Source organism: Pseudarthrobacter arbutini (genome assembly GCF_054510915.1).
In genome coordinates this window covers 21,498-47,740 of record NZ_JBTNDQ010000007.1, presented here as the reverse complement: position 1 = coordinate 47,740, position 26,243 = coordinate 21,498, and the positions used below count along the sequence as shown (strand labels likewise).

The window sequence follows — 26,243 nt, the reverse complement described above, 5'->3', positions numbered from 1 at the left end:
GCTCATTGGACTATCGCCCTTCTGTGAAGTTTCTTGTGTGGTCTTTGCTCCCAATCCGGCCTAAAACGCTCCACGAGCTGTCCCAAGCCCTTCCCTGCGCCGTCCCTTGATCCGCCCTGTAGCAGCGGAACACCCTTGTTAGTGGAAAAGGGCACCGCCCTAGACCGAGGAAGGACGACATCTACTGGACACCCGATGGTGGCCTCAACGTCTCCCAGGGAGAGACCTGTCCGACGATCAGCGAAGTTGAGGACAACGTGCCGTTGCTCCGGAAGGAGGTTCAGCTCCCGGAGAATGCCGAACCCTGTTCGCAGTCCCCGGATGCTGGGAATGTCCATACCACAGACCCAGACGGCATCTGTTCCTAGCTCCAGTGTCGCGAGGACATGTTCACCGAGCCCAGGTGCAGTATCGACCACCACGTACTGGAACTCATTGGCCAACTGACTGATCAGATGGCCAACCTGCTCCCCGCTGATGCGGTCCGCATCAGCAGGGTTTAGCGGAGCACAGAGGGCATAGATCCCGGCCGGATGGACAGTGAGGTAGGACTTAAGGACCATGCTGTCCTGGACGGCAGCACCTGTAACCGCGTCCGACAGCGTCCGTTCGGGTTCCAGCATTAGCCCTGACGCCACGTCGCCGAATTGCAGGTCCAGATCGAGAACCACAACGCTCATCGGTGCTATCTTCCCCAACCCGACGGCCAGATTTGTTGCGACTGTTGTCTTGCCAACTCCACCCTTCGGGGACATCACGGCTATCACCCGCCCTCCCGTCGGCTGGCCCTCCACACTGCTGCCCAGGCCACGCCGACGTCCGGCCGCCGCTAGGCTGGCCCTTTCCAGCATCATGCGGATAGCGTCCACGCTGGCAGTTGGATGCAGCAGATCGCGGATGCCAGCACGCATTGCGGGCAATGCAACCTCCGAGTCGTTGCCCGCAACCAATACGATGCTAATTTCCGGATACTGCAGATCGAAGAGACTGGCCAGCTGGATTGAATCTTCCTGGGGCAAACCGGGACCCAACAGGATTACTTCAACCAGCTCCCCCGAAAGGACCCCCAGAATGTGATCTGGACTCGGCGGGAGATAGTCGGCGGTGATGGAGTGGAGGTTTCCGTGAAGTCCTGAGACCGCCTTCTCTGTGCGTTGCGAAAACTCATGATCAGCTGTGACCAACACGAATCTGCTCATCGGTACAGCTCCACCTTCTTGATGACCCCTCCGGCGCTCTCCACGGAAGTGTCTGGCTCCTTCGTCAGCCAGACTGAACCGAACTCGGCCCCAAACGCAATCTTGGTTGAGTCAACGTCGTTCCTGGCTAGGGTGACAAGAAGCTGGCCCGAAGGGAGTTCTGTATTTGCCTGCTCCGCGGGGTCCGTCTCACTCGGCTTGGTGGTGGATTTCGCCACTGACCTTTGGACGCTGGTCACAAGCACTTTGTGGAATACCTGTTGGGCTGTCTCAGCGTCAGGCGCTTCCCTGTTGGCACCCTTGTCGAAGAGAACTATTACCCCTACCGTGTCGCCGGCAGCTATCCGGCCGCCGACTACACGCTGCGCCTCCAGCTGGACTGAAATCTCCTGCATTCCAGCCGGAACAGGAACCGATCCGGGAGCGGAGAGACTTTGGGGATCGACCAGCCGGGCTCCGAGGAGGGCTTCCCCAGGCAAGATTTCAACCGACGCCACTTTTCCTTCGATGCCGTCCAAGCTTTTCAAAGCCCCGTTAGGGACCGAAGCGGAGGGCATGGAAGTCAGTTTGACGGAGGCCTTGATCTTCTCAAGATCTGAGCCTTCCGGAATCTGTGACTGGACGACTAGAACTTCGATGGGTTGCAGGTCTTTTTGAGCTCGGGCTTCAGTGCCCTGAACATATGCGACTAGTAGCAAAGTGCCGACTATTGCTAACACAAGTGCGACAATGCCTCCCAGTAGGCGAGTTTTCACTTTTCGGTCTCCTCTTCATTCATTGATTGTGTAGGACTGACTTTTCGTGCTAATTAGAGAGTTTTGCCCCTAGGGACCCGTAGGTTGTGGGCCCTCCTAGGGTGCCCACTTCCGCAAGCGAAACTTTCTTTATGAATTCACCGTAGATTCCGTTATCGCTGTTCTTGAGCTTTATGTCCTTGTCAGCAACAAGTTGATCGTGGAGAACCGTGGCATCTGCGGTCATGTAGTCCTTAGGCAACTTGGTTCCGCCTCCGAAGTTCCATCCCCGTAGCGAAATTTGCGCGAACGCTTCAATATGAAACTCCGCATTAGCGCCAGTACCCCGCACATCGTCGAAGATCGGAATGAGAATGTCCACCGTTCCGCCAGGCTGGGATAGAGTCGCGCCCCATTTGTTTAGCAGGGTTGCGCAGTCGCTGTCATAGTTGTGCCCGGTGTTGGTGCCGACCCAGGGATCTGCGATGTCGACCGTGACGTTGCAGGATCCTGCCGGATGATCGAGCCAGCCAAAGCCTCCGGGAACTTCAAGGCCCGATGACGGATTGACGCACTCATAACCGGGCATATCCGCTATCGCGTTTCCATGTTCCGGAAAGAACTGAAGGCCTTTTGAGAATCCCGGATCGGATTCGCATTTCGAGAACGAAAGCGGGAAGACGTTGCCGGCCATAAAACCGCCGAACTTCGCCTGAGCCGACGCATGGATGACGGTGGTGTCGATTCCTAGCACTCGCGCGAACACCAAGGACAGGTGATTGTTGCCAGCGTCGTCGCGGGACTCAGTTGTCACATCGACAGTGCCCGCATTTACGGTTGCCGTCACGACGTTGCTGTGTTCGTCGACGGCGTTCCCGTTGGCGTAAACAGACGCCGACGAGAGGGGCGTGCTGCAGGCGGCAGCCGGCGGGCTGGCGGCACATGCCTGGGCGATGGCCAGAGCAGATGAATCGGCACCGTTCTGCAATTGGGCGTGCTCCGAATACATCATCCCGACGTCTACTGCCAGCGCAGTCATTCCCAAAAGAAAGACCAGCAGGATCGCAGTTAGTGGGGCAACTACACCCCGTTCAGATTCATCCGTCTTTATCCTGCGCATCGCATTACACCTCTGCTTGAAACGGTGAGATTCGGTGACATGCCTGGGACCATGTTCGGCAGGCCCGTCATGTAAGGAACTGAATAGGTTATGGTCACGATCACGTTGCTGTCAGCCGCGCACGCAGAACCCGGCGAATAGGCTATGGCTATATCAGCAGGGACGAGCGGAACCGAAGGTGCCGCGGCGATGCCAGCTGAGCGGGCATCTGCTGGCGTATACCCCGTATCAGACGAATGAATGGCGGCGTAGCGGGACGCTTCTCGTGCCGCTGCACTCAACGAAACTTGGATGTTGAAAGCACGCCCATACTCGGCGATGCCAAATACGAGCAGGACAAATATGGGAAGTACGAGTGCGAACTCGACCGCTACTGCGCCTCGCTCGCGTGAACGGCTGTCGCGAAATCTCTGAAGGAAACGCATCAGAAACCAGCCTCAACTATCTGAAATCCAGGCAAGAGATGCTGGCCAATGAGCCCAACAACTGTGACGATGATGGCCCCGATTAATACGACTAAGAAACTGTATTCAATGGACGTGGCGCCGCCCTCGCTCAAAAAGGCTTGACGCATGCTGGTGGTCAAGCGCGCCGCGAGTGTTCGAAGCTGAAACCTGAAACCGTGCATAACCCCTCCTTGTGGAAATGAGAAAAGAGGACGGATGAACAAAATAGGGCTGTCGAAAATAGGGAGCCCAGCGGCGGAACCGAAATCGTAGAGCAGACGCTCGAACCATCCGGCCGCACCACTGGGCTCCCTAATAAAGGCTGCTATTACGGCAGTGCAGTCTCGATGGTGGTGAAGGCTGTCAGAACGTCCTGGCCTACCAGGCCGACCATGACAACGATCACAGCCGCGATCAGAGCTACAAGAAGTCCGTATTCAACTGCGGTCGCACCCTTTTCGGACGCGAGGCGATCCCGGAGTCCGGCGATGTACGCAGTCATTGAGACCATAAGAGAAGTCATTTTAGGTTCCTTAATTCGATGAAATTGATTGGGATATTTTTTTCAACGAATCTCCAGCTGCCCCCTAATTCCTTAGCGGCTGGACTTCGCTAAGGAAAGATTGGCACCGGCGTTCCGGGCCAACAATGCGTAGTGGTACTCGACTTTCTGAGGTGTGTTTTGCGGGCGTACTCGAACCACCGCGGGCGAGTACTCACACGACAGGAGTCCTTTAGGAAACCACTACTTGGATTGCCGAGCGCGGCATCTCGACGGGAGTAGCCTGCCAGGGCCCCCAGGCTAGAGCATGAAGAGGGCAACACCCGCGGCTGCGGCGAGCATGGAGGGCCCGTGGGCCACTTCCGAGGCCCGCTCAACACGGTTTCTGCGCACGACCAGCAAGGTGACAACGCCGTTCAGTACGAACCCCAACAGACCGCCGTACAGCAGTTGGGTCCAACCTAGGTACCCCAAGTAGAGACCGACCGGTCCCGCGAGCTTGACGTCGCCCATTCCGATGGCGCCGGGTGAAATTAACGCCAGAATCAGGTAGATCACGAACAGGATTGACGCCCCGGCCAAGGCTCGGAGGAGGCTAGCCCACTGCGACTCTGCAAAAACCGAGGCGAGGAACAAGGAAAGGCCACCCAGGAACACGAACAGGACTAGGGGGTTCGGCAGCAAATGAAGCGAGAAATCAATTCTTGCCAGCTGCACGCCTATAACGGCAAGAAGAATAAAAGCCGGCAGCGCGGTATCTAGCCCAAAGCGAAACGCAAAAGCGGCGCACACCAACGAGGTGATGATCGCCGTCGTAACCCGGACCCGGGTAGCAGGCAGTCCGCCAATCCGGGGGAGGAGTCTGGCTATGACCAGCTCGGCCAGGGGTGCAAGGATGAATCCCAGGAGTCCGATGACGGCCACAAACAGCGGTCCGGCGGAACCGGCATTGCCCCAAGAAATCACTGAAGTCCCCCTGCATGCGTCGGGCCGGCGGGTGGCGACGGAGCGTCCGGCTACCCCATTTTGACCCTGAGGCCCGGTTCAAGCTAACATTGGTAGTCGTTGTGCGTGTCCTTTCTCGATGATGCGTGCCCGCTTGAGAATCCGGTTGCAGGATAACTACTCAACGAGCACATTCGGGACTTCAGGATGACTGGTTACATGGAGCCCTCACCTCTGTTCCGGTAGCGCATAGATAGTAGGTGCACACGCTTGAGTGACACCTAAACAAGAACGCCAGAACAAGAACGAGGCAAAAACCGTGCGTACGTACACCCCGAAGCCCGGCGATATCAACCGCCAGTGGCACGTCATTGACGCCACAGACGTTGTCCTTGGTCGTCTCGCGAGCCAGACCGCAATCCTGCTGCGCGGCAAGCACAAGGCCACCTTTGCGTCCCACATGGACATGGGCGACTTCGTCATCATCATCAACGCTGAGAAGGTAGCCCTGACCGGCGCCAAGCTGGAGCAGAAGCGCGCATACCGCCACTCCGGCTACCCGGGCGGCCTGACCTCCGTCAACTATGCGGAACTCCTGGAATCCAACCCGGTCCGCGCCGTTGAGAAGGCCATCAAGGGCATGCTTCCCAAGAACTCCCTCGCTGCTCAGCAGCTGGGCAAGCTGAAGGTGTACCGCGGTGCAGAGCACCCGCACGCCGCCCAGCAGCCCAAGACGTTCGAAATTTCCCAGGTCGCCCAGTAGTCCTGGCCACCAAACAACTTATCTATACAAGGAGAATCGTGGCTCAGAACGAAGAGACCACCGAGGCCGTTGTGGCTGAGGAAAACCCGACCAGCTACACCTCGGAAAGCGGTCCTGCAGAAGCAGAAGCGCCGAAGAAGGAACGCCCGGCACTGACGGTCGCCGGCGCCGCAGTTGGCCGCCGCAAGGAAGCTGTTGCCCGCGTGCGCATCGTGCCCGGCACCGGCAAGTGGACCATCAACGGCCGCGCGCTGGACAACTACTTCCCGAACAAGCTGCACCAGCAGGACGTCAACGAGCCCTTCAAGATCCTCGATCTTGACGGCGCCTACGACGTCATTGCCCGCATCCACGGTGGTGGCATCTCCGGCCAGGCCGGTGCCCTGCGCCTCGGCATCGCCCGTTCACTGAACGAGATCGACACCGAGAACAACCGCGCCACCCTGAAGAAGGCCGGATACCTGCGCCGTGACGCACGCGTCATCGAGCGTAAGAAGGCCGGTCTCAAGAAGGCCCGTAAGGCTCAGCAGTACTCCAAGCGCTAAACCCGCTTGCACGGAAGCCCGTCCCACCGTCGGTGGGGCGGGCTTCTGCTTTTAATGCCGGGCTCCGTCCCAGTGAAGCTGGCGTCACTCTGACCAGTCGGTTCGAGCCCCCGTGCGTCCATCACCTAGACTTGTCCACGATGTCTAGATTATTTGGAACAGATGGTGTCCGGGGCCTGGCTAACGGCCTGTTGACTGCCGAGCTGGCGATGAACCTGGCCCAGGCGGCCGCCGTCGTGCTTGGTCATGACCGCAGTACCAGTGGCACGCGGCCCCGTGCCGTCGTGGCGCGTGACCCCCGCGCCAGCGGGGAATTCATCGCCGCTGCCGTCGAGGCAGGGCTGTCCAGTTCCGGTATTGACGTCTACGACGCCGGGGTTCTCCCGACGCCGGCCGCGGCCTACCTCGTGGCAGACCTCGACGCCGACTTCGGCGTCATGATCTCGGCCTCCCACAATCCTGCCCCTGATAACGGGATCAAGTTCTTCGCCCGCGGTGGCCAGAAGCTTCCTGATGATGTGGAGAACGCCATCGAGGAGCAGATGGGCAAGGAGCCGCAGCGGCCCGTCGGCAGCGATGTTGGACGGATCCAGCGCTTCTCCGATGCTGAGGACCGCTACATCGTCCACCTCCTGCAGACGCTCCCGCACCGACTCGACGGCCTGAAGGTTGTGCTGGACTGCGCTCACGGGGCCGCCAGCGGCTGCTCACCCCAGGTCTTTAAGGACGCCGGCGCTGACGTCATCGTCATTGGCGCGGAACCGGACGGCCACAACATCAACGACGGCGTGGGCTCCACCCATCTCGGTCCGCTCAAAGCCGCCGTGCTGAAGTACGGAGCCGACCTCGGCATCGCCCACGACGGCGACGCCGACCGCTGCCTCGCCGTAGACCACGAAGGCACAGCGGTGGACGGTGACCAGATCATGGCGATCCTGGCCGTCGCCCTCAAAGCCTCAGGCAAGCTCATCGACGACGTCCTGGTGGCCACCGTCATGAGCAACCTCGGCCTCAAGATCGCACTGCGCCAAGCAGGCATCACGATCCGCGAAACAGGTGTTGGGGACCGCTACGTCCTTGAGGAGATGCGCGACGGCGGATACAACCTCGGCGGCGAGCAGTCCGGCCACGTGATCTTCGCTGACTACGCCACCACAGGCGACGGCGTCCTCACCGGGCTCCAGATTGCCGCGCAGGTCGCCCTGACGGGCCGGTCGCTCAAGCAGCTCGCCACTGTGATGACCAAGCTCCCGCAGGTACTCATCAACGTCAAGGGCGTTGACCGCACCCGTGTGGGTAGTTCCGACGAACTGGCGCAGGCCGTGGTTCTGGCCGAAGCCGAGCTTGGCGATACCGGACGTGTCCTGCTCCGCCCCTCAGGCACCGAGCCCGTAGTGCGGGTCATGGTGGAAGCAGGGGATGAGGCAACAGCCCACTCCATCGCTGAACGCCTGGCCCAGGTTGTCCGCACCGAGCTCGCGCTCGAACTGGTCACCGACTGACCGCTGAACAACTGATCCCCGACACAACCAAGTGTGGCCCGCCTCCATGGAAGCGGGCCACAGTTGGTTGCCGTGAAGTTACGGGGTTCGGCTCTGCAGCGAGTCGCGGATTTCCGTGAGGAGGGCGATTTGCGGATCTTCCGCAGCCTCTTCCTTGACGTCCTTGTTGATTCCCAGCTTGCGGTTACGGAGCTCGATCATGTGGTTCATGGGAAGTACCACCACGAAGTAGATGGAGGCGGCCACCAGCAGGAAAGAAATGACGGAGGAGATCACGGACCCATACATGAAGCCCTCCCACTGCATTTCCGCCATGCCCTTCGCGCTGAAAAGGCGTCCGATGAGGGGTGTGAGCAGACCTTCGACGATTGAGGTGACGACGGCGCTGAATGCGGCGCCCATCACAACGGCTACGGCAAGGTCAACGACATTGCCCTTCATAATGAAATTCCTGAATCCTGTAAGCATAGGAACCAAGCTAGCGCACGGTTGTGAACGGCTGATGACAAGGGCGTAATCCCTTTGGCGTGCCGGGACCTTGGGCACTGTACGCGTCAGGGGTACCCCGGCGCCGCTTCCACCCCGAAGTACTCCTCCACCGTGCTGATGCCCCGGTTCGCCATGTCGGTGGCGGCTTCCATGCCGATGTACCGCAGGTGCCACGGCTCGTAGTAGTAGCCGGTGATCGGGTGGAACATCCACGGATACCGCACTACAAATCCGAAGCGGTGCCCGTTCGCCTTCGCCCACACGGCAGCCGGCTGATCCGCGAAGCATGGCTGGAAGCCGCACGCGCCGCCGCCGTCGCCGATGTCGAACGACCAGCCTGTCTGGTGTTCCGAGTGGCCGGGCCGGGCGCTGGCCGTGTCGGCATCGGCCTGGCCGCGCGCCGCCACATAGCCGTTGTACGTGGCCACCTGCGTACCGTACGAGCGGTAACCGCTGGCGAGCGTCATGACCACACCATCCTGCGCGGCCGCGGCGAACATCGCTTCCGCGGCTGCCGCCGTCGGGCTGTTCAGCAGGGCCGCCTCGCCCGAAACGGCCAGCGTGACGTTGGGCTGGACCAGATCTGCCGGAACGTAGTCCGCCGGCGCCAGCGGACGGCGCTTGTTGACCACCAGCCACGGGCTGGCCGGATCCGTCAGGGAGAACTGACGGGGCAGCGCTGCCGACGGCGGGACGGGAGCCTGCGGCGGCGGCTCAGCTGCCGCCGTCGGGCTTTCCACTGAAGGGACCGCGTCTGCCGTGGGGGATGCGGAAGTCACCGCTGGGGCGGGGGAGGAGGACGACGGCGTCACCGCGGCGGGTGCCTCCGGCGTGCACGCTGCCAGGACCGTCAGCCCGGCTCCGGCGGCGAGGAAGCGGGCGAAGGAGCGGCGGCTGGCCCCCGAGGAGCCGCCTGCCACGCAGTCGTGGCACACGTGTGTTAAACCTTCCGCAGAAGCATGCGGCGGATGGAGTGGTCCGCGTCTTTGGTCAGCACCAGCTGGGCGCGGCCACGCGTGGGGAGGACGTTTTCCTCCAGGTTGGGCTCGTTGATGCGCTTCCAGATGTCCCGGGCCGTGCTCTCGGCCTCGGTGGGGGAGAGCGTTGCGTAGCGGTGGAAGTAGGACTCCGGCTGCGCGAACGCTGTGCTCTGGAGCCTGCGGAACCGTTCCACGTACCACTCCTCGATGTAGGAGGTCTTGGCGTCCACATAGATGGAGAAGTCGAAGAAATCACTCACCGCGAGGCCCTGCTTGCCGTCGTGGCGCGGGCGGGCCGGGGCCAGCACGTTCAGGCCCTCCACAATCAGCACGTCCGGGCGGCGGACCACCACTTCCTTCTCCGGCACGATGTCGTACGTAACGTGGGAGTACCAGGGCGCCCGGACTTCCTCGGCGCCGCCCTTGACTTCGCTCACAAAGCGCAGCAGCGCGCGGCGGTCGTAGGACTCGGGGAAACCCTTGCGTTCCAGCAGCTGGCGGCGCTTGAGCTCGGCCAGGGGATAGAGGAAGCCGTCCGTGGTGATCAGCTCAACGTTGGGGGTGCCGGGCCAGCGCCGCAGCATCTCCCGGAGCACGCGGGCGATGGTGGACTTGCCCACGGCCACCGAGCCCGCCACGCCGATGACAAACGGTGTGCGCTGGGTCTGCTCACCCAGGAAGGTGGTGGTGGCCGAATGAAGCTGGCCCGCGGCCTCAACGTAAAGGTGCAGGAGCCGGGACAGGGGCAGGTAGACCTCGCGGATCTCCTTCATGTCCAGGGGATCGCCGAGGCCACGCAGACGGACAATGTCCTCTTCGTTAAGGGGCTGCTCCATCTGGGCGGCGAGCCGGGACCAGGTCTGGCGGTCCAGCTCAACGAACGGGGAGACACCCTCACCGTTCGCTTCATTGCGTTGCAAAGTCACTTTAGAGATTCTGCCCCTCGCGCGGCCCAGAGCGAAATGGAGCACCCTAAGTTTAGATCTCAACGCCGCTGCCGATAAGCTGGAGCCCATGTGTGGAATCGTTGGATATGTGGGCCATTCTGCTGGCCGTGTGAATGCCGGTCACAGTGCGTTGGATGTAGTCCTTGAGGGATTGCGCCGTCTGGAGTACCGGGGTTACGACTCCGCAGGGGTGGCGGTGGTCTCCGCGGGGTCCATCGAGTCCCGGAAGAAGTCCGGCAAGCTGAGCAACCTCCTCGCCGAGCTGGAGGCGCACCCGCTGCCGGAGACGTTCACCGGTATCGGCCACACCCGCTGGGCCACGCACGGCGGCCCCACGGACCAGAACGCGCACCCGCACCTGTCCGACGGCGGCAAGCTGGCCCTGATCCACAACGGCATCATCGAGAACTTTGCCGAGCTGAAGCTGGAGCTGGTGGCCAAGGGCTACGCGTTCGAGTCCGAGACGGACACCGAGGTCGCCGCCGTGCTGCTGGGTGATATCTTCCGCAACAAGCTCGGTGGTGTTGCGTCCGACGGCGGTCTGACGCTGGCGATGCAGCTCGCCTGCCAGCGCCTCGAGGGTGCTTTCACGCTGCTGGCCGTGCACGCGGACCAGCCGGATGTTGTGGTTGCTGCCCGCCGTAACTCACCCCTGGTGGTGGGCCTGGGCGAGGGCGAGAACTTCCTGGGCTCGGACGTGTCCGGGTTCATCGATTACACCCGCCGCGCAGTGGAGCTGGGCCAGGACCAGATTGTCACCATCACCGCTGACACGGTGGAGATCACCGATTTCTATGGCGCCCCGGCCGAGGGCAAGGAATACCACGTTGACTGGGACCCGGAATCGGCGGAAAAGGGCGGGTTCCCGTCCTTCATGGAGAAGGAAATCCATGACCAGCCCGACGCCGTGCTGCAGACCCTGCTGGGCCGCTCGGACGTCAACGGCAAACTGACCCTGGATGAGCTCCGCATTGACCCGCAGCTGCTCAAGAACGTCGACAAGATCATTGTGCTGGCCTGCGGCACGTCGGCGTATGCCGGGCAGGTGGCCAAGTACGCCATCGAGCACTGGTGCCGGATTGCCACCGAGGTTGAGCTCTCCCACGAGTTCCGTTACCGGGACCCGATCGTGGACGAGAACACCCTGATCGTTTCGATCTCCCAGTCCGGGGAGACCATGGATACCCTGATGGCCGTCCGCTACGCCAAGGAACAGGGCGCCAAGACGGTCTCGATCTGCAACACCAACGGTTCCACCATCCCGCGTGAATCCGACGCCGTGCTGTACACGCACGCCGGCCCGGAAATCGCCGTGGCTTCCACCAAGGCGTTCCTGGCGCAGATCACCGCGGCGTACCTGCTGGGCCTGTACCTGGCGCAGCTGCGCGGGAACAAGTTCCAGGGCGAGATCAAGGACATCCTGGCGGACCTGAACAAGATCCCCGCCAAGATCCAGCGGATCCTGGACAACGAGGCGGAGATCAAGGAACTCGGCGTTTCCATGGCGGATGCGAAGTCTGTGCTGTTCCTGGGCCGCCACGTTGGCTTCCCGGTGGCAATGGAAGGTGCGCTGAAGCTCAAGGAGCTCGCGTACATCCACGCCGAGGGCTTCGCCGCAGGTGAACTCAAGCACGGCCCCATCGCGCTGATCGAGGAAGGCCAGCCCGTGTTTGTGGTGGTCCCGTCCCCGCGCGGCCGCGACTCGCTGCACGCCAAGGTGGTCTCGAACATCCAGGAAGTCCGGGCGCGCGGCGCCAAGACCATTGTGATCGCCGAAGAGGGCGACGAAGCAGTCAAGGCCTACGCCGAGCACGTCTTCTACATCCCGGAAACCCCCACGCTGCTGGCCCCGCTGCTCAGCACCGTCCCGCTGCAGATCTTCGCACTGGCCCTCGCCTCGGCCAAGGGCTACGACGTGGACCAGCCTCGCAACCTTGCCAAGAGCGTCACCGTAGAGTAATCGCGGACCGACCGGCCAAGAGCCGGTTGGTGCCGTGCGAAACGGAAGCCCCGAGCCTTAGACTCGGGGCTTCCGTGCTTGGTGCGCAGGCTCGAGTTTCAGCTGCGCGGGTGTGCGCCGCCGATCCCGGCGGCCTTGCCGTCCAGAAGATTCCTCGTCCCGTGGCCGATGTACTGTGCGACTTTTTCCCCGACGGCCGATCCGTCGACCTGTTCGAGGGCGTGCGCCAGCTCTTCGAGCGTTCCGGTGACTGCGCGCCATGCATGCCGTTCATCGAGTCCCCAGGAGACGCCTTCTGCAACCAGGTCCTCCATTGTTAACGACGGCTGATAGGCGCGGGAGTTGATCCGGAGGGACATGTTCAGCTGGCCGTTGGGCGCCAGGGCGTGCGTTGACACGTCGTAGAGCGGCGCCAGCCTGACGGCACCGTCGGGGCTTCGGAGGGTGGAAAAGTTCTTGGCGTGGGCGTCGGTGTTGCCGATGGCGGTGTTGAAGGCCGTGTGCGCGAGCAGCGTCTCGCGGTCGTCGGGCCCGGCGCCGAGGATGTCCCGGCGTCGTCGCAGAAGTCCGGCGAGGTTCTTCAGGTTTGCGGCGGCATTGACACCTTCGAACTTGCTGTCCGTGTCCCAAGCCAGGCCAAGGGCTTGGGCGCCGTCCTCTTGGTGGATACGCTCCACGCTCCGGCCAGAGACGCGGCGGTCGTAGCGTTCCAGGACGAGGACGGACCGGCCTGCAAAGGTTCGCACATCGCTGGCGAACGTGCTCAGCCCGATCCGCCGCGAAAGCTCCAGGCAGTACGCCTCGGCGTGCAGGGCGTGCTCGTTCCCCGCGGCTACGGGCTTGATGATGTGCGTGGATGCGGCGCCGTCGATGCCCGCGTGCCACACCCCGTCCAGCAGGGCAAGCGTGGTCTTGGGCTGGTAGCCAGCAAGGGAGCCGCCGCCGCCGACGGCGCCAAGCGCGTAGTCGTTGATGAGGGTCAACCGGTCGGCGATCTGTTCATCGGTCAATGCCTCATAGGATTCGGCCGGTTCCCCGGGGTCCCCACCCACGCGGATCGCGCCGGCGACGTCGCGGCCGGCATAGGACACCAGGGCGAAGACATCATCGCGGCTGGCCTGCGCCTGTTTGGCTAGGTTGGACCTGCCAGAGCCTTCCGGCAGCAGTCCACCAAAGAATGCTGTGGCCGCCTCCGGGGTCGAGGCGCGTGGTCCGAGAGGCAGATTGGCGGACAGGATCCGCGAGCCGATCCCGAACCGGGCCATCCCGGCGTCGGAGGATTCGAACGTTACTGTGGTCGGGCCGTTGCGGACCATGCGGCCGATGACGGTGCCGTAGAGGTGGACATCCTGCGCTTCAGCCACGGTCGGCGCCTTCCCGGAACGTCAGTTCGATTCCGAGTTTTTCCATGACGGCGAAGAACTGGTCGTTGAGCACCTTGGGCTTGCCCGTCTCCAGCTCGGAGAGGTACCGCTGGCTGACGCCGAGCCGGCTGGCAAGCTCGCGCTGGGAGAGCCCGCTGCGCTGCCGGACGCCGTAGACCATCAGGCCCAGGTCGGCTACTGACTTCATGACGCCGTGCACGCGGCCTCCTTGATGAGTTATTCGTAATAGGTTCGTGGTGATTACCTTTTCGTAATCATACCAGCGTGATTACGAAAACGTAATGGCGGGGCCCTGTGTGCACGGCAGGCGGTGAGCGTCCCCGTAGAATAGCGCCATGATCGTTGGCATTGGCGTAGACGTTGTAGACATCGAGCGGTTCGGCCGCCAGCTTGAGCGGACCCCGGGGCTCCGGGACCGGCTGTTCGTACCCGCGGAACGTGAGCTGAACACCCGCTCGCTCGCCGCGAGGTTCGCCGCCAAGGAAGCCGTGGCCAAGGTTCTCGGCGCGCCGGCCGGCATGAACTGGCAGGACTGCTGGATCGGCCTGGACCAGCACGGCCCCACCATCCAGGTCAAGGGCACCGTCCTTGCGGTGGCCGATTCCAAGGGCGTCAAACGCTGGCACGTCTCCATGAGCCACGACGGCGGGATCGCCACCGCCACGGTTCTGGCCGAAGGCTGAGCCACTTACTGCTCAACCCACCGACGGACCTGACACCATGATCAGCGCCTATACCGGAACCCAGATCAGGGCGGCCGAACAGCCGTTCCTGTCTGCAGGGATGGGCGCTGTCCTGATGCAGCGGGCCTCCCATGGGCTAGCCAATGCTGTGGTGCACGAGCTGAAGGCACGGGGCCGGCGGCTTTACGGCGCCAGCGTGGCCGTCCTCGCAGGCAAAGGCAACAACGGGGGAGATGGCCTCTTCGCCGCCTCGTTCCTGGCCGCCAGGGGGATGCGTACGACGGCGGTACTCACCGCCGGAACGGCCCACGCCGAGGCGCTGGGTGCCTTTGAGCGCGCCGGTGGTCGCGTATACCTCCTCACCGACTCGAACGCCAGCCAACTGGCCGCACACGTGGCGGGTGCCGACGTCGTAATTGACGCAATCCTGGGGACGGGCGCCCGCGGCGGCCTTCGCGGAGCTGCAGCCGATCTCGTGAGCGGCCTTTCGGATTTGCGGCTGGTGGCCGGGGAGCCGGGGATTGCGGTGGCCTGCGATATTCCCAGCGGCGTCGACGCCGACACCGGGGAAGCCCATGCGCCGGTCCTGTCCGCGGACTTGACCGTCACCTTCGCCGCGGCCAAAGTGGGGCTCCTGGCGGACCCGGGCGCCGATCACGCCGGCCACATCCACGTGGTGCCTATCGGTATCGAAGACGAGCTGCCCTGGCCGGCGCTGCGCAGGTTTGAGCCGGTGGACCTGGCCCGGCTCCTGCCCCAGCCCGGGAGGCGCTCACACAAGTATTCCCGCGGCGTCCTGGGCGTCGTGGCCGGATCCGCCGACTATCCGGGCGCCGCCGTGCTGGCCTGCCGGGGTGCGCTGGCTGCCGGCGCGGGGATGGTCCGCTACCTGGGCCCGCCCGAGGTGGCCGACCTCGTGCGGCAGTCCTGCCCGGAGGTGGTGTGCAGCATGGGCTCTGTCGCGGAGGCGCACGTCCAGGCGTGGCTAGTGGGTTCGGGTATGGGACCCGGTGACACCGGACAGCTCCGGCGCGCCCGTGACGCCGTGGAATCCGGCCTGCCCGTGATCGCCGACGCCGGGGCGCTGCCTGCCCTGCCTGCGGTCCTGGCGCCGCAAGTGATTCTCACGCCGCACGCCGGCGAGCTGGCGGCCCTCCTCCAGCGGCTCGCCTCGTCCCCGGACAGCCCGGACTTTGATCCCGCCCCGGACCGTACCGCCGTCGAGTCCTCCACCCTTGGCGCGGCCCGGCATTCCGCCGTGCTCACCGAGGCCACCGTCCTGCTGAAGGGTGCCACCACCCTGGTCGCCTCGCCCTTCCAGGATTTCTACAGCCAGGCGGACGGCACGGCGTGGCTCGCCACCGCCGGAAGCGGCGATGTCCTGGCCGGGATCATCGGTGCGCTGCTCGCTCAACTGGGGTCCGACGTCGGGCGCTTCCGTGATGCGGGCATAGATCCGGACGAGCGCTGGGCGGCCATTGCCGCACTCGGGGCCAGCCTCCACGGTCTCGCGGGAGCTGCCGCAGCTGGCGGGGGACCGTTAAGCGCCGGGCGGATTGCGGACGCCGTACCAGAGGTTTGGAGTAAAGTCAGCCTGCTTAGTAAACAGGCGGGCCAGAAACGTAATAGTCACACCCACCCGCTACCGTAGGCATAGGTTCTGCACAGGCAGGGGCGCGGTTTGTGATTCCACGGCCCCCGCTGTCGAACGACGATGAGGAGCACGTATGGAAATCTGGCCCGGAACGGCTTATCCGCTTGGCGCCACTTTTAACGGGACCGGCACAAACTTCGCGCTGTTCAGCGAACGCGCCGAAAAAGTGGAGCTGTGCCTCTTCGATGACGACGGCGTGGAAACGCGGTACAAGCTCGATGAAGTGGACGGCTACGTGTGGCACTGCTACCTCCCGCAGGTCCAGCCGGGCCAGAAATACGGCTACCGCGTCCACGGGCCCTACGACCCCGACTCCGGCAACCGGTTCAACGCGAACAAGCTGCTCCTAGACCCCTACGCGAAGGCTGTTCACGGCCAGATCGACTGGGATCCCGCGCTTTTCTCGTACAACATGGGCGACCCCGACTCCCAGAACAACGCCGATTCGGCCCCGCACATGATGATGGGCGTCGTCATTAACCCGTTCTTCGACTGGGACGGCGACCACAACCTCCGCATTCCGTACCACAAGTCGGTCATCTACGAGGCCCACGTCAAGGGACTCACCCAGCTCCACCCCGAGATCCCCGAGGAACAACGCGGCACCTACGCCGGCGTGGCACACCCGGCCGTTATTTCGCACCTTCAGAAACTCGGCGTCACGGCCATCGAACTGATGCCTGTGCACCAGTTCACGAACGACGGCATCCTGCAGGACAAGGGCCTGAACAACTACTGGGGCTACAACACCATCGGCTTCTTCGCCCCGCACAACACCTACAGCTCCACCGGTGACACGGGACAGCAGGTCCAGGATTTCAAGGCCATGGTCCGGTCGCTGCACCGGGCCGGCATCGAGGTCATCCTGGACGTCGTCTACAACCACACAGCAGAGGGAAACCATCTCGGCCCCACCCTGTCGTTCAAGGGCATCGACAACGCCTCTTACTACCGGCTGATGGACGGCGACCTCAAGCACTACATGGACTACACGGGCACCGGCAACTCGCTCAACGTCCGCCAGCCGCATTCACTGCAGCTGCTCATGGATTCCCTGCGGTACTGGGTCACCGAAATGCATGTGGACGGCTTCCGCTTCGACCTGGCGTCCACGCTTGCCCGCGAGTTCTATGACGTGGACAAGCTGTCCACCTTCTTCGAACTCATCCAGCAGGATCCTGTGGTCTCCCAGGTCAAGCTGATCGCCGAGCCCTGGGATGTGGGTCCCGGCGGCTATCAGGTGGGTAACTTCCCGCCGCAGTGGACGGAGTGGAACGGCCAGTACCGCGACACCGTCCGCGACTTCTGGCGCGGCGAACCGGCCACGCTGGGGGAATTCGCCTCCCGCCTCACCGGCTCCGCCGACCTGTACGAGCACTCGGGCCGCCGGCCCGTGGCATCGATCAACTTTGTCACCGCCCATGACGGCTTCACGCTGGCGGACCTGGTTTCCTACAACGAGAAGCACAACGACGCCAACGGCGAGGACAACAACGACGGCGAATCCCACAACCGGTCCTGGAACTGCGGGGCGGAAGGCCCCACGGATGATCCTGCTGTCCTGGGGCTGCGCGCCCGGCAGCAGCGGAACTTCATCGCCTCGCTGCTCCTGTCCCAGGGTGTGCCCATGCTGCTGCACGGTGACGAGCTGGGCCGCACCCAGCAGGGCAACAACAACGGCTACTGCCAGGACTCCGAACTGACCTGGATCAACTGGGACAGCGTGGACCGGCCGCTGGTGGAGTTCACCGCCGCCGTCAATGCGCTCAGGCACAAGCACCCCACCTTCCGCCGCAGCAAATTCTTCGACGGCAGGCCCGTGCGCCGAGGCGAAGGCGAGCGGCTTCCGGACATCGTATGGCTGGACGTGGACGGAACCACCATGCAGCCCGAAGACTGGGACAGCGGGCTGGGCCGCTCCTTCGGCGTGTTCCTGAACGGCGACGGCATCCGAGGCAGCGACGAGCGGGGACGGCGCATCACCGACGTCAATTTCCTGCTCTATTTCAACGCCCACGTTGAGGAAGTGAAGTTCAAGGTGCCCGCCGACGAATATGCGCCCGCCTGGGACATCATCATCGACACCGCCGGGCACGGCGCCGATTCCAAGCCCGTGGCGGCCGGCAGCACGTTGAAGGTGGACTCCAAGTCGCTCGTCGTGCTCCGCGCCCACAGCGCCCCGGAAACGGATCCTGACCACTCCGTGGCCGCCTCGCTTGCCGCCCTCTCCCAGACGGCGGCAACCGAAACCACTGCACCCACCGCGCCCACCGCGCCCACGGTGCCTGAGCCCCGGAAGACAAGGAAGCCCCGGCAGCGGAAGGACGCCGCGAAGTGAAGGTTCCGGCGTCCACCTACCGGTTCCAGATCCGCAGCAGCTTCACGCTTTTTGATGCTGCCGAAACGGTTCCGTACCTTAAGTCACTGGGCGTTGATTGGGTCTACCTGTCTCCGATCCTGACGGCGGAACGCGGTTCCGATCACGGCTATGACGTGACGGATCCGTCGTCGGTGGACCCGGAACGGGGTGGCCCGGAAGGCCTGCTGGCACTCTCTTCAGCCGCGCGGGAGCACGGCATGGGCGTGCTGGTAGACATCGTTCCCAACCATGTGGGCGTGGCCTCGCCGGCACAGAACCCGTGGTGGTGGTCGCTGCTGCAGGAAGGGCGCGGTTCGCCTTACGCCGAAGCGTTCGACGTCGACTGGGACTTTGGTGCCGGCCGGATCCGGATCCCCGTCCTGGGCAGTGATGACGACCTTGATGTGCTGGAGGTTGCAGATGGCGAGCTCCACTATTACGGCCACCGCTTTCCGCTGGCCGCAGGTTCACACGCCGACGGCGACTCCCTGCGGGTGGTGCATGACCGGCAGCATTACGAACTCGTCTCCTGGCGCCGGGCCGACAGCGAGCTGAACTACCGTCGGTTCTTCGCAGTCAACACCCTCGCGGGCATCCGGGTGGAGGACCCCTGGGTCTTCGACCAGGCCCATGCCGAGGTGAAGCGCTGGTTCGACGACGCCCTGGTTGACGGGCTGCGTGTGGACCACCCGGACGGCCTGGCGGATCCTGCCGGGTATCTTCGCTGGCTCAAGGACCTCAGCGGCGGAGCCTACGTCCTGGTGGAGAAGATCCTGGAGCCGGGGGAGGAGTTGCCGGCGGAATTCGTTTGCGAAGGAACTACCGGCTACGACGCCCTGGCCGACCTGGACCGCCTGCTGGTGGACCCGGCCGGCGAGGCTGCGTTGGACGCGTTGGATGCACGGCTGCGCTCCGGCGAGCCTGCGGACTATGAGGCCATGATTCTGGGGACCAAGCGCGCCGTGGCGGACGGCATGCTGCGGTCCGAGATCCTGCGGCTGGCCCGCCTTGTCCCTTCTGACGCGGGCCTGCCGCTGGGTCTGTCCGAGGACGTTGCGGCGGATGCCCTGGCCCAGGTCATTGCGGCCTTTCCTGTGTACCGCACGTACCTGCCCACCGGTGAGGATGTGCTGCGCGAGGCCTGCGCGGCTGCGGCCCGCCAGCGCCCTGACCTGGCCGACGTGCTGGACGTGCTGCTGCCCCTGCTGCTCAAGCCCGAGACTGAACTGGGCCGACGTTTCCAGCAGACGTCCGGCATGGTGATGGCCAAGGGCGTTGAGGACACGGCCTTCTACCGCTACACCCGGCTGGGGACACTGACCGAAGTGGGGGCGGACCCGTCCCACTTCTCGCTCGCCCCGGACGAATTCCACCGGCGGATGGCCGAGCGCCAGGAGTCCCTGCCGCTGTCCATGACCACATTGACCACGCACGACACCAAACGCAGCGAGGACACCCGGGCACGGATCTCCGTGATCGCCGAGCTGCCGGACGAGTGGGCCGCAACCCTGGACAGCCTTCGCGGGCTCGCCCCGGTGCCCGACGGCCCGTTCGAGAACCTGCTGTGGCAGGCGGTCATCGGTGCGTGGCCGGCGTCGCGGGAACGGCTGCAGGCCTATGCGGAGAAGGCTGCGCGGGAAGCAGCCAACTCCACCACCTGGACGGATCCGGACGAGGAGTTCGAATCACGGGTCAAGGCAGCGGTGGACGCAGTGTTCGACGACGTCCGGGTCACCACGGTGATCGAAGACTTCGTCGCCACGACGGATGCCTTTGCCGCTTCCAACTCGCTGTCCCTGAAGCTGCTCCAGCTGACCATGCCGGGAGTGCCAGACGTCTACCAGGGCACCGAATTCCGGGACCGCTCGCTGGCCGACCCGGATAACCGACGCGCTGTTGACTTCAAGCGCCGCGAAACCGCCCTTGCCGCACTGGATGCCGGCACAAGTCCGGCGGACTTCCGGGACGAGGCCGCGAAACTGCTGCTGACCTCCCGGGCGCTGCGCCTCCGCCGGGATCGGCCCGAACTCTTCGAGGGCTACCGGCCCGTTCTCGCTTCCCACGCTGCAGCGGACCACCTGGTGGCCTTCGACCGCGGGGCGGACAGCGCTGGCGGCGCGCCCGGTGCGTTGACCCTTGCGACGCGGCTTCCCGTCGGACTGGAACGCGCCGGCGGGTGGCGGGATACCGCCGTCGAACTTTCCACCGCCATGCGGGACGAACTCACGGGACGGACGCACGGCCCCGGCCCGGTGCCGGTGGCCGGCATCCTCCAGCAATACCCTGTGGCGCTTCTCGCGCCCGTGATCGGAGACAACGCATGAGCCTGACGCACCACGGTTCCGGCCGGTTCGATGTCTGGGCCCCGGACGCCTCGGCCGTCTCGCTGCTCGCCAACGGGCACCAATACCCAATGAAGCAGGTGGCTGGAGTCCCCGGCGCAGATGGCTGGTGGTCCGCGCCGGAAGCGCCGGCTGACGCAGATGTGGATTACGGCTACCTGCTCGACGGCGACGCCCACCCGTTGCCCGACCCCCGGTCCCGCCGCCTCCCGGACGGCGTCCACGCGCTGTCCCGCACGTACGATCCCGCCTCCTACGCCTGGCAGGACGCCGGCTGGCAGGGGAAGGGACTGCGCGGCTCGGTCATCTACGAACTCCACGTGGGAACCTTCACGCCCGCGGGAACACTCGATGCAGCCGCGGACAAGCTCGGCTATCTCGCGGACCTCGGCATCGATTTCGTCGAGCTGTTGCCGGTCAACGGATTCAACGGAACCCACAACTGGGGCTACGACGGCGTCCAGTGGTTCGCGGTCCACGAAGGCTACGGCGGTCCCTCGGCCTACCAGCGTTTTGTGGACGCCGCCCACGCCGCCGGGCTGGGAGTCATCCAGGATGTGGTTTACAACCACCTGGGACCCAGCGGCAACTACCTGTCCAGATTCGGCCCATACCTCAAGCAGGGCGACGCCAACACGTGGGGCGATTCGGTCAACCTCGACGGCCCGGGGTCCGACGTCGTGCGTGAATACATCCTGGACAACGCCGCGCTGTGGCTTCGCGACTATCACGTGGACGGCCTGCGCCTGGATGCCGTCCACGCGCTGCGCGACGAGCGGGCCGTGCACCTTCTGGAAGAGTTCGGCGCGCTGGGCGATGTCATTTCGGCGGAGACCGGGCTTCCCAAGACGCTCATTGCGGAATCGGACCTGAACAATCCGCGGCTGATCTACCCCCGCGACGCCAACGGCTACGGCCTCGCCGGGCAGTGGAGCGACGACTTCCACCACGCGGTGCACGTCAGCGTCAGCGGCGAGACCGCTGGGTATTACGGCGACTTCGCGTCGCTCGGCGTCCTGGCCAAGGTCCTCAAGGACGGTTTTCTGCACGACGGCAGCTATTCCAGCTTCCGCGGACGCCATCACGGCCGGCCCATCAACACCTCGCTGGTCCACCCCGCGGCCCTGGTGGTGTGCAGCCAGAACCACGACCAGATCGGTAACCGGGCCATCGGGGACAGGCTGTCCCAGTCCCTGCCGTTCGGTCCGCTGGCTGTGGCCGCGGTGCTGACGCTGACCTCGCCGTTTACGCCCATGCTGTTTATGGGTGAGGAATTCGGGGCCTCCACGCCCTGGCAGTTTTTCACTTCGCATCCCGAGCCGGAGCTGGGCAAGGCGACGGCGGAGGGCAGGATCCGCGAGTTCGAGCGCATGGGGTGGGATCCCGCCGTCGTCCCTGATCCGCAGGATCCCGAAACGTTCCGGCGGTCCAAACTCAACTGGGTGGAGGCTGCTGACGGTGACCATGCTCGCCTCCTCTCGCTCTACCGCTCGTTGACCGCGCTGCGGCGCGCTTACCCTGAACTGGCCGGCCTGGGGTTCGCGGAAACGGACGTGACGTTCGACGACGACGCCGGCTGGTTGCGGTTCCGGCGCGGGTCCGTGGAGGTGCTGCTGAACTTCTCCGCCTCGCCGGTGCGCCTGGACGGTGTGCGGGGCACTGTGCTGCTTTCGACGGACCAGGACTCGTCGCTGGACGCGGATGCGTTCCTGCTTTCGGCACACAGTGGGGCGGTTCTGACTACTGGGGCAGAAGTAACCTCGAGTTAACGTAGACACTGGAGTTACCCGGGCATACTATTCGCGTACTGACCAGCCGTGATGGGCGGCTAGGTGGTGTGCGGGCGATGGAGGCCGTTATGGGTGACCCAGCGAATAGCGCGTCGAAGGTTCCGCCCATGCTTGAATTGCGGATCCATGGCATCCGCAACACCCCGCCCCACGAGCTCCTCCGATCGGGGAAGCGGTCACTCAAGCCCGACGACGTGGAGCTCTCCTGGGGTGACGAGCTCGCGGGCTTTTACCGGCCCAAAGCGGGGGTGGGCGCCGGAGCCGAAGGCGCCGTTGTGGACTCCGGTGCAGGTGCAGGTGCAGGTGCCGGTGCCGCGGCAAACTGTGGCAGCCCCCGGGTGGTGGAGGCGTATTCGTGGGGGCGGCTGGCCCGCTTCACTGGAGTAGGAATGGCCGGGAAGGTCGCCGACGCCGCAGTCCGGACGGCCTGGTTCCTGCTGATGCCCTTCGGGCTGACCAACGCCGCCTACTGGAGCCGGCCGCTGCCCGCCGTTAAGCAGCAGGCGCTTACCGATCCAGTGACCGGGCAGGCGGAACCGCACATCGACTACGCGGACAACAAGCCTCGCGGGCACGACGGAGCGGGACGGATCAGGCTCTTCGCGCTGGGTCTGACCCTGTACTTTGTGGTGACGGCGGCCGTGGTCTCGATGGACCTGATCGCGGTCCAGTGTTTTCCCGCCGACATCCCGGACCAGGAACGCCGCGTCTGCTCCGCGCTGCCGGCCTTCCTGGACGGCCTGGCCGGCTGGACCCGCGGACAACGAATCGTCATGTTTGCCCTGATACCCATCGTGTCGGTGGCCGCCCTGGCAGCCACCGCCTACTTGGCGCGGACCCGGTTCCATCCCCGGCCGAACCTCGGCGATGGTACCCAGGAGGTGGCCGGCAGCAGTGTCGAGGAAATAGCAGCGCTTCCTACGCTGATGATCCGGAATCTGTGGGAAGCGCGCAAGGAGATCCGCTACAACGGGTGGCTGCACGTGTGGGCGGCGCTTGCCGCGGTTGGCGCCATCATCGCCTGGGACGGGTTCTGGACACGGATCGACGGCATTGCCTGTGGAAGCCTGGGCACATTCTTCACGGAGTGCGCCCTTCGTGTGGCGCCCGGGCGAATGGGCCCGACTGGCATCGCGATGGTCTTCGCGTGGCTGGTCGCGGCCGGCGCGGTGGTGCTGGCGGGGATTGAGACGGTCCGGAAGTCCCCGGACAATCCGGACATGCCGTCCCGGGACGGATCATCATTGATGGGCTGGATTTCCGGCGGAGCCATCATCAGTGTCCTCGCGGCCGGGCTGGCAGCCGTTCTCTCAGGTGCTCCCGACGGCGGGGTCCCGGGCGCAACGCGAATGCTGGGCCTGGGCACCGCCCCGGCCGGGCTCATGTTCGTGATGCTGGTGCTGGTCCTCACCATGGGCCGGCTCCGAAGGGAGGGCTACGACAAACGGACTCTCGGCTGGCGGGGCAAGGGCTCGGCGGTCTTCTCCACCCTTGCCCTGGGAGCGGCAACCATTCTGAGCTGCGCGATTGTGGGGGCTGCCGCCACCGTGCTCCAGCGCAACCTCGAGCGGCGGGCTGCCACGGCTGACGGGATGTGGCGCTACGGGTCCATGGCCGGTGACGTCCTGATGCCGCCGTCGGTGTTTTCGCTCTTCAGCGGGCTGCTGCTGGGAGTCATCGTCGCGGGCGCCGTCGCCTGGGGATTGTGCACGTGGCGGGCCGTGCGTTCGATGACCTGGAATACGCAGGAAGCCGCCGTCTCGGAGTTGCTGTCGGCCTACTCTGCCGATCCGCCCCTGCCGGAGCAGGAAGCGGCCGGCCGCAAACTGGTGGCCGCCCGGCGGACCGCGTCCCTCGCTCACCGGGCGGAGGCCGTGGTGTCGTTGCTGGCCGTCCTCATTTTCCTGGGGCTGCTGTCAGCCTTGATTCTGGGCACCTTCAAGGACTGGTGGAATTCCGGTCCGGTGGCAGGGCTTTACGGGCTGATCGAAAGCATGGGCGTCCTGGGTCTCGCTGCGGCGGGCGCCACCATTGTTGCGCTTGCCGTGATGTCGGCCAAACCGAACTCCCGGCCACTGGCACTGCTCTGGGACCTGATGTGCTTTATGCCCAAGACCGCCCACCCGTTCGGTCCCCCCAGCTACGGCGAGCGGGCGGTCCCCGAATTTGCCGCCAGGATTGCGGCGTGGCTGGATGGCACGGACGGCGCGCCCCCTGCCAAAACCGGCATGGTGGCGATCTCGGCGCACAGCCTTGGCGCGGTGATCGCCGTCAGCGCCCTGTTCCATCTGAAGTCAACGCGGCCGGACTTGCCTTTCAACCGGATCGGGCTGCTGACCTACGGCACTCAGCTGAGGTCCTATTTCGGTCGGTTCTTCCCGGAACTCCTGGGTCCGGCCGTGCTCGCCACCGCCCCGGTAGGCCGGACAAAGCTCACCGCGGCCGGAAGCCCGGACGATGAGCGCATTGTGACCGGCGAACCGGCCGTTCAGTTCGACGTGAACCTCAGCCACGTCCTCGGGGCCGGTCCGAATCGATGGGTGAATCTGTACCGCAAGACCGATTACCTCGGCTTCCCGGTTCTCTACAAGGGGCCGGGAGGCGCCGAGAACGTCGGGACAGACCCCTACGCGCAGGAGATGGATCCCTTCACGTACCAGTTCCTCGTCGTAAGCCACAGCGACTATCTGCAGGCGCCCCAATACGACGCGGCGATTGCCGCCGTCGTCAATTCCCTGCCGGCCCCGGAGACGTAACCCGGGCCTTGCGGTCTGTAGCGCGCGTCACAGATGGCAGGATGGTATGTATGACTTATTCAGCCGCGGAAGACCGCTATGAATCCATGCCCTACCGCCGCGTCGGACGCAGCGGACTGAAGCTGCCGGCCATTTCCCTTGGCCTGTGGCACAACTTCGGCGACGACAAGCCCTTCGAAGTGCAGCGCGCCATCCTGCGCCGCGCCTTCGATCTGGGCGTCACCCACTTCGACCTCGCAAACAACTACGGTCCGCCCTACGGCGCCGCCGAAACCAACTTCGGCCGCCACTTCAAGGACGACTTCAAGCCGTACCGCGACGAACTCATCATCTCCAGCAAGGCCGGCTACGACATGTGGCCGGGCCCTTACGGCAACTTCGGCTCCCGCAAGTACCTGCTGGCCAGCCTGGACCAGTCCTTGGAGCGCATGGGCCTGGATTACGTGGACATCTTCTACAGCCACCGCCCGGACCCGGAAACGCCGATGGAAGAGACCATGGGCGCGCTGGAACACGCAGTCCGCTCGGGCAAGGCGCTGTACGCGGGCATCTCGTCCTACACCCCGGAGCAGACCCTCGAGGCCGCGCGGATCCTGAAGGAACTGGGCACGCCGCTGCTGATCCACCAGCCGAGCTACTCCATGCTGAACCGCTGGACCGAGAACGGCAGCCCCAACCTGTACGAGGCCCTGGAGCAGGTGGGCGCCGGCTGCATCGCTTTCTCGCCGCTGGCCCAGGGGATGCTCACGGGCCGCTACCTCAACGGTGTGCCCGCGGATTCCCGGGCAGCGCAGCAAAAGTCACTGGACGAAGCCATGATCACTCCCGAGAACCTGGACCGCGTCCGCGGGCTCCACCGGATCGCCGAGGGGCGGGGCCAGACCCTCGCCCAAATGGCGATCGCCTGGATCCTCCGCGAGCAGGGCAAGGGCTCCTCCGTGACATCCGCACTAGTCGGCGCTTCCAGCGTCCGGCAGCTGGAAGACACCCTGTCCGCCATCAACAACCTGGACTTCGCCGCAGACGAGGTCAATGCCATCGACGAGTTCGCCGTCGAGTCGGACATCAACCTGTGGAAGCAGAAGTAACAACGTAACGCTTCAACTGACGGGGGCCGGGAACAATCCCGGCCCCCGCTTGGT

Annotated in this window: 23 protein-coding genes; 11 read left to right on the top strand and 12 right to left on the bottom strand. The window is 64.4% G+C overall.

The features are described from left to right. Positions 1 to 2: 2 nt before the first annotated feature. From ACX80V_RS09515 to ACX80V_RS09485, 7 genes are all read right to left on the bottom strand, one after another. A complete protein-coding gene (locus tag ACX80V_RS09515) occupies positions 3 to 1,199 on the bottom strand; it encodes a CpaE/TadZ family protein (protein ID WP_485842953.1) in 1,197 nt (398 codons plus the stop codon). Continuing rightward, positions 1,196 to 1,954 carry a Flp pilus assembly protein CpaB gene (cpaB, locus tag ACX80V_RS09510; protein ID WP_485842952.1) on the bottom strand — a complete coding sequence of 253 codons (759 nt, stop codon included), beginning with the start codon at positions 1,952 to 1,954 and terminating at the stop codon, positions 1,196 to 1,198. Before cpaB ends, ACX80V_RS09515 begins: the two co-directional genes overlap by 4 nt. Positions 1,955 to 2,003: 49 nt before the next feature. After that, on the bottom strand, positions 2,004 to 3,053 hold the full coding sequence (locus tag ACX80V_RS09505; protein ID WP_485842951.1) for a pilus assembly protein TadG-related protein: 1,050 nt from the start codon (positions 3,051 to 3,053) through the stop codon (positions 2,004 to 2,006). After that, on the bottom strand, positions 3,041 to 3,478 hold the full coding sequence (locus ACX80V_RS09500) for a TadE/TadG family type IV pilus assembly protein (RefSeq protein WP_485842950.1): 438 nt from the start codon (positions 3,476 to 3,478) through the stop codon (positions 3,041 to 3,043). The genes ACX80V_RS09505 and ACX80V_RS09500 overlap by 13 nt, the downstream gene beginning before the upstream one ends. After that, complete coding sequence (locus tag ACX80V_RS09495; protein WP_485842949.1) at positions 3,478 to 3,681, bottom strand: Flp family type IVb pilin; 204 nt, start codon at positions 3,679 to 3,681, stop codon at positions 3,478 to 3,480. Before ACX80V_RS09495 ends, ACX80V_RS09500 begins: the two co-directional genes overlap by 1 nt. 146 nt (positions 3,682 to 3,827) lie before the next feature. Continuing rightward, entirely contained in the window at positions 3,828 to 4,022 is a 195-nt protein-coding gene (locus ACX80V_RS09490) for a Flp family type IVb pilin (protein ID WP_254747081.1), read from the bottom strand. A gap of 279 nt (positions 4,023 to 4,301) precedes the next feature. Continuing rightward, positions 4,302 to 4,925, bottom strand: a complete 624-nt coding sequence (locus ACX80V_RS09485; protein WP_485842948.1) for a prepilin peptidase — start codon at positions 4,923 to 4,925, stop codon at positions 4,302 to 4,304. Between the two features lie 340 nt (positions 4,926 to 5,265). On the opposite strand from ACX80V_RS09485, the gene rplM reads away from it, so the two are divergent. The 3 genes from rplM (at position 5,266) to glmM (ending at position 7,756) form a co-directional block, all read left to right on the top strand. Next, positions 5,266 to 5,709: a 50S ribosomal protein L13 gene (gene rplM, locus ACX80V_RS09480; RefSeq protein ID WP_058931751.1), complete on the top strand. Its 444-nt coding sequence runs from the start codon at positions 5,266 to 5,268 to the stop codon at positions 5,707 to 5,709. A gap of 38 nt (positions 5,710 to 5,747) precedes the next feature. Further along, entirely contained in the window at positions 5,748 to 6,254 is a 507-nt protein-coding gene (gene rpsI, locus ACX80V_RS09475) for a 30S ribosomal protein S9 (RefSeq protein WP_056344277.1), read from the top strand. A 140-nt stretch (positions 6,255 to 6,394) separates the two neighbouring features. Next, a complete protein-coding gene (glmM, locus tag ACX80V_RS09470) occupies positions 6,395 to 7,756 on the top strand; it encodes a phosphoglucosamine mutase (protein ID WP_485842947.1) in 1,362 nt (453 codons plus the stop codon). Positions 7,757 to 7,834: 78 nt separating this feature from the next. Here the strand turns inward: glmM and mscL are convergent, their stop codons facing one another. The 3 genes from mscL to coaA form a co-directional block, all read right to left on the bottom strand. After that, positions 7,835 to 8,224 (bottom strand): large conductance mechanosensitive channel protein MscL, encoded by a 390-nt coding sequence (mscL, locus tag ACX80V_RS09465; protein ID WP_485842946.1) that lies wholly within the window; start codon positions 8,222 to 8,224, stop codon positions 7,835 to 7,837. Between the two features lie 86 nt (positions 8,225 to 8,310). After that, on the bottom strand, positions 8,311 to 9,180 hold the full coding sequence (locus ACX80V_RS09460; RefSeq protein ID WP_485842945.1) for a M15 family metallopeptidase: 870 nt from the start codon (positions 9,178 to 9,180) through the stop codon (positions 8,311 to 8,313). Positions 9,181 to 9,185: 5 nt separating this feature from the next. Continuing rightward, on the bottom strand, positions 9,186 to 10,151 hold the full coding sequence (coaA, locus tag ACX80V_RS09455) for a type I pantothenate kinase (protein WP_058931756.1): 966 nt from the start codon (positions 10,149 to 10,151) through the stop codon (positions 9,186 to 9,188). 88 nt (positions 10,152 to 10,239) lie between these two features. Between coaA and glmS the strand changes: the two genes are divergently transcribed. Beyond that, positions 10,240 to 12,132 (top strand): glutamine--fructose-6-phosphate transaminase (isomerizing), encoded by a 1,893-nt coding sequence (gene glmS, locus ACX80V_RS09450; RefSeq protein ID WP_485842944.1) that lies wholly within the window; start codon positions 10,240 to 10,242, stop codon positions 12,130 to 12,132. Positions 12,133 to 12,230: 98 nt separating this feature from the next. Here glmS and ACX80V_RS09445 read toward each other — a convergent pair whose 3' ends face one another. Both ACX80V_RS09445 and ACX80V_RS09440 read right to left on the bottom strand, forming a co-directional pair. After that, a complete protein-coding gene (locus ACX80V_RS09445) occupies positions 12,231 to 13,496 on the bottom strand; it encodes a type II toxin-antitoxin system HipA family toxin (protein ID WP_485842943.1) in 1,266 nt (421 codons plus the stop codon). Further along, entirely contained in the window at positions 13,489 to 13,716 is a 228-nt protein-coding gene (locus ACX80V_RS09440; RefSeq protein WP_200950725.1) for a helix-turn-helix domain-containing protein, read from the bottom strand. Before ACX80V_RS09440 ends, ACX80V_RS09445 begins: the two co-directional genes overlap by 8 nt. A 136-nt stretch (positions 13,717 to 13,852) precedes the next feature. On the opposite strand from ACX80V_RS09440, the gene ACX80V_RS09435 reads away from it, so the two are divergent. The 7 genes from ACX80V_RS09435 to mgrA all read left to right on the top strand — a co-directional run bounded on the left by ACX80V_RS09435 (position 13,853) and on the right by mgrA (position 26,189). Then, positions 13,853 to 14,200, top strand: a complete 348-nt coding sequence (locus ACX80V_RS09435; protein WP_058931759.1) for a holo-ACP synthase — start codon at positions 13,853 to 13,855, stop codon at positions 14,198 to 14,200. A 37-nt stretch (positions 14,201 to 14,237) separates the two neighbouring features. Further along, positions 14,238 to 15,851 carry an NAD(P)H-hydrate epimerase gene (locus ACX80V_RS09430; RefSeq protein ID WP_485842942.1) on the top strand — a complete coding sequence of 538 codons (1,614 nt, stop codon included), beginning with the start codon at positions 14,238 to 14,240 and terminating at the stop codon, positions 15,849 to 15,851. A 76-nt stretch (positions 15,852 to 15,927) separates the two neighbouring features. Continuing rightward, positions 15,928 to 18,192 (top strand): glycogen debranching protein GlgX, encoded by a 2,265-nt coding sequence (glgX, locus tag ACX80V_RS09425; RefSeq protein WP_485842941.1) that lies wholly within the window; start codon positions 15,928 to 15,930, stop codon positions 18,190 to 18,192. Beyond that, positions 18,189 to 20,537, top strand: coding sequence for a malto-oligosyltrehalose synthase (gene treY / locus ACX80V_RS09420; protein WP_485842940.1), 2,349 nt, complete (start codon positions 18,189 to 18,191; stop codon positions 20,535 to 20,537). The genes glgX and treY overlap by 4 nt, the downstream gene beginning before the upstream one ends. Further along, the gene (gene treZ / locus ACX80V_RS09415) at positions 20,534 to 22,324 is read left to right on the top strand and encodes a malto-oligosyltrehalose trehalohydrolase (RefSeq protein WP_485842939.1); all 1,791 of its coding nucleotides are present in this window, start codon (positions 20,534 to 20,536) and stop codon (positions 22,322 to 22,324) included. The genes treY and treZ overlap by 4 nt, the downstream gene beginning before the upstream one ends. Before the next feature lie 128 nt (positions 22,325 to 22,452). Then, entirely contained in the window at positions 22,453 to 25,101 is a 2,649-nt protein-coding gene (locus ACX80V_RS09410; RefSeq protein ID WP_485842938.1) for a hypothetical protein, read from the top strand. A gap of 50 nt (positions 25,102 to 25,151) precedes the next feature. Continuing rightward, a complete protein-coding gene (mgrA, locus tag ACX80V_RS09405) occupies positions 25,152 to 26,189 on the top strand; it encodes an L-glyceraldehyde 3-phosphate reductase (protein WP_485842937.1) in 1,038 nt (345 codons plus the stop codon). The last annotated feature ends 54 nt before the right edge of the window (positions 26,190 to 26,243 follow it).

What these genes read in the sequence shown, in the direction of transcription:
- ACX80V_RS09515 (WP_485842953.1), bottom strand. Translation starts at nt 1,199, where the DNA reads ATGAGCAGATTCGTGTTGGTCACAGCTGATCATGAGTTTTCGCAACGC.
- ACX80V_RS09505 (WP_485842951.1), bottom strand. Translation starts at nt 3,053, where the DNA reads ATGCGCAGGATAAAGACGGATGAATCTGAACGGGGTGTAGTTGCCCCA.
- ACX80V_RS09500 (WP_485842950.1), bottom strand. Translation starts at nt 3,478, where the DNA reads ATGCGTTTCCTTCAGAGATTTCGCGACAGCCGTTCACGCGAGCGAGGC.
- ACX80V_RS09495 (WP_485842949.1), bottom strand. Translation starts at nt 3,681, where the DNA reads ATGCACGGTTTCAGGTTTCAGCTTCGAACACTCGCGGCGCGCTTGACC.
- ACX80V_RS09490 (WP_254747081.1), bottom strand. Translation starts at nt 4,022, where the DNA reads ATGACTTCTCTTATGGTCTCAATGACTGCGTACATCGCCGGACTCCGG.
- glmM (WP_485842947.1), top strand. Translation starts at nt 6,395, where the DNA reads ATGTCTAGATTATTTGGAACAGATGGTGTCCGGGGCCTGGCTAACGGC.
- mscL (WP_485842946.1), bottom strand. Translation starts at nt 8,224, where the DNA reads ATGCTTACAGGATTCAGGAATTTCATTATGAAGGGCAATGTCGTTGAC.
- glmS (WP_485842944.1), top strand. Translation starts at nt 10,240, where the DNA reads ATGTGTGGAATCGTTGGATATGTGGGCCATTCTGCTGGCCGTGTGAAT.
- ACX80V_RS09435 (WP_058931759.1), top strand. Translation starts at nt 13,853, where the DNA reads ATGATCGTTGGCATTGGCGTAGACGTTGTAGACATCGAGCGGTTCGGC.
- ACX80V_RS09430 (WP_485842942.1), top strand. Translation starts at nt 14,238, where the DNA reads ATGATCAGCGCCTATACCGGAACCCAGATCAGGGCGGCCGAACAGCCG.
- glgX (WP_485842941.1), top strand. Translation starts at nt 15,928, where the DNA reads ATGGAAATCTGGCCCGGAACGGCTTATCCGCTTGGCGCCACTTTTAAC.
- treZ (WP_485842939.1), top strand. Translation starts at nt 20,534, where the DNA reads ATGAGCCTGACGCACCACGGTTCCGGCCGGTTCGATGTCTGGGCCCCG.
- ACX80V_RS09410 (WP_485842938.1), top strand. Translation starts at nt 22,453, where the DNA reads ATGCTTGAATTGCGGATCCATGGCATCCGCAACACCCCGCCCCACGAG.
- mgrA (WP_485842937.1), top strand. Translation starts at nt 25,152, where the DNA reads ATGACTTATTCAGCCGCGGAAGACCGCTATGAATCCATGCCCTACCGC.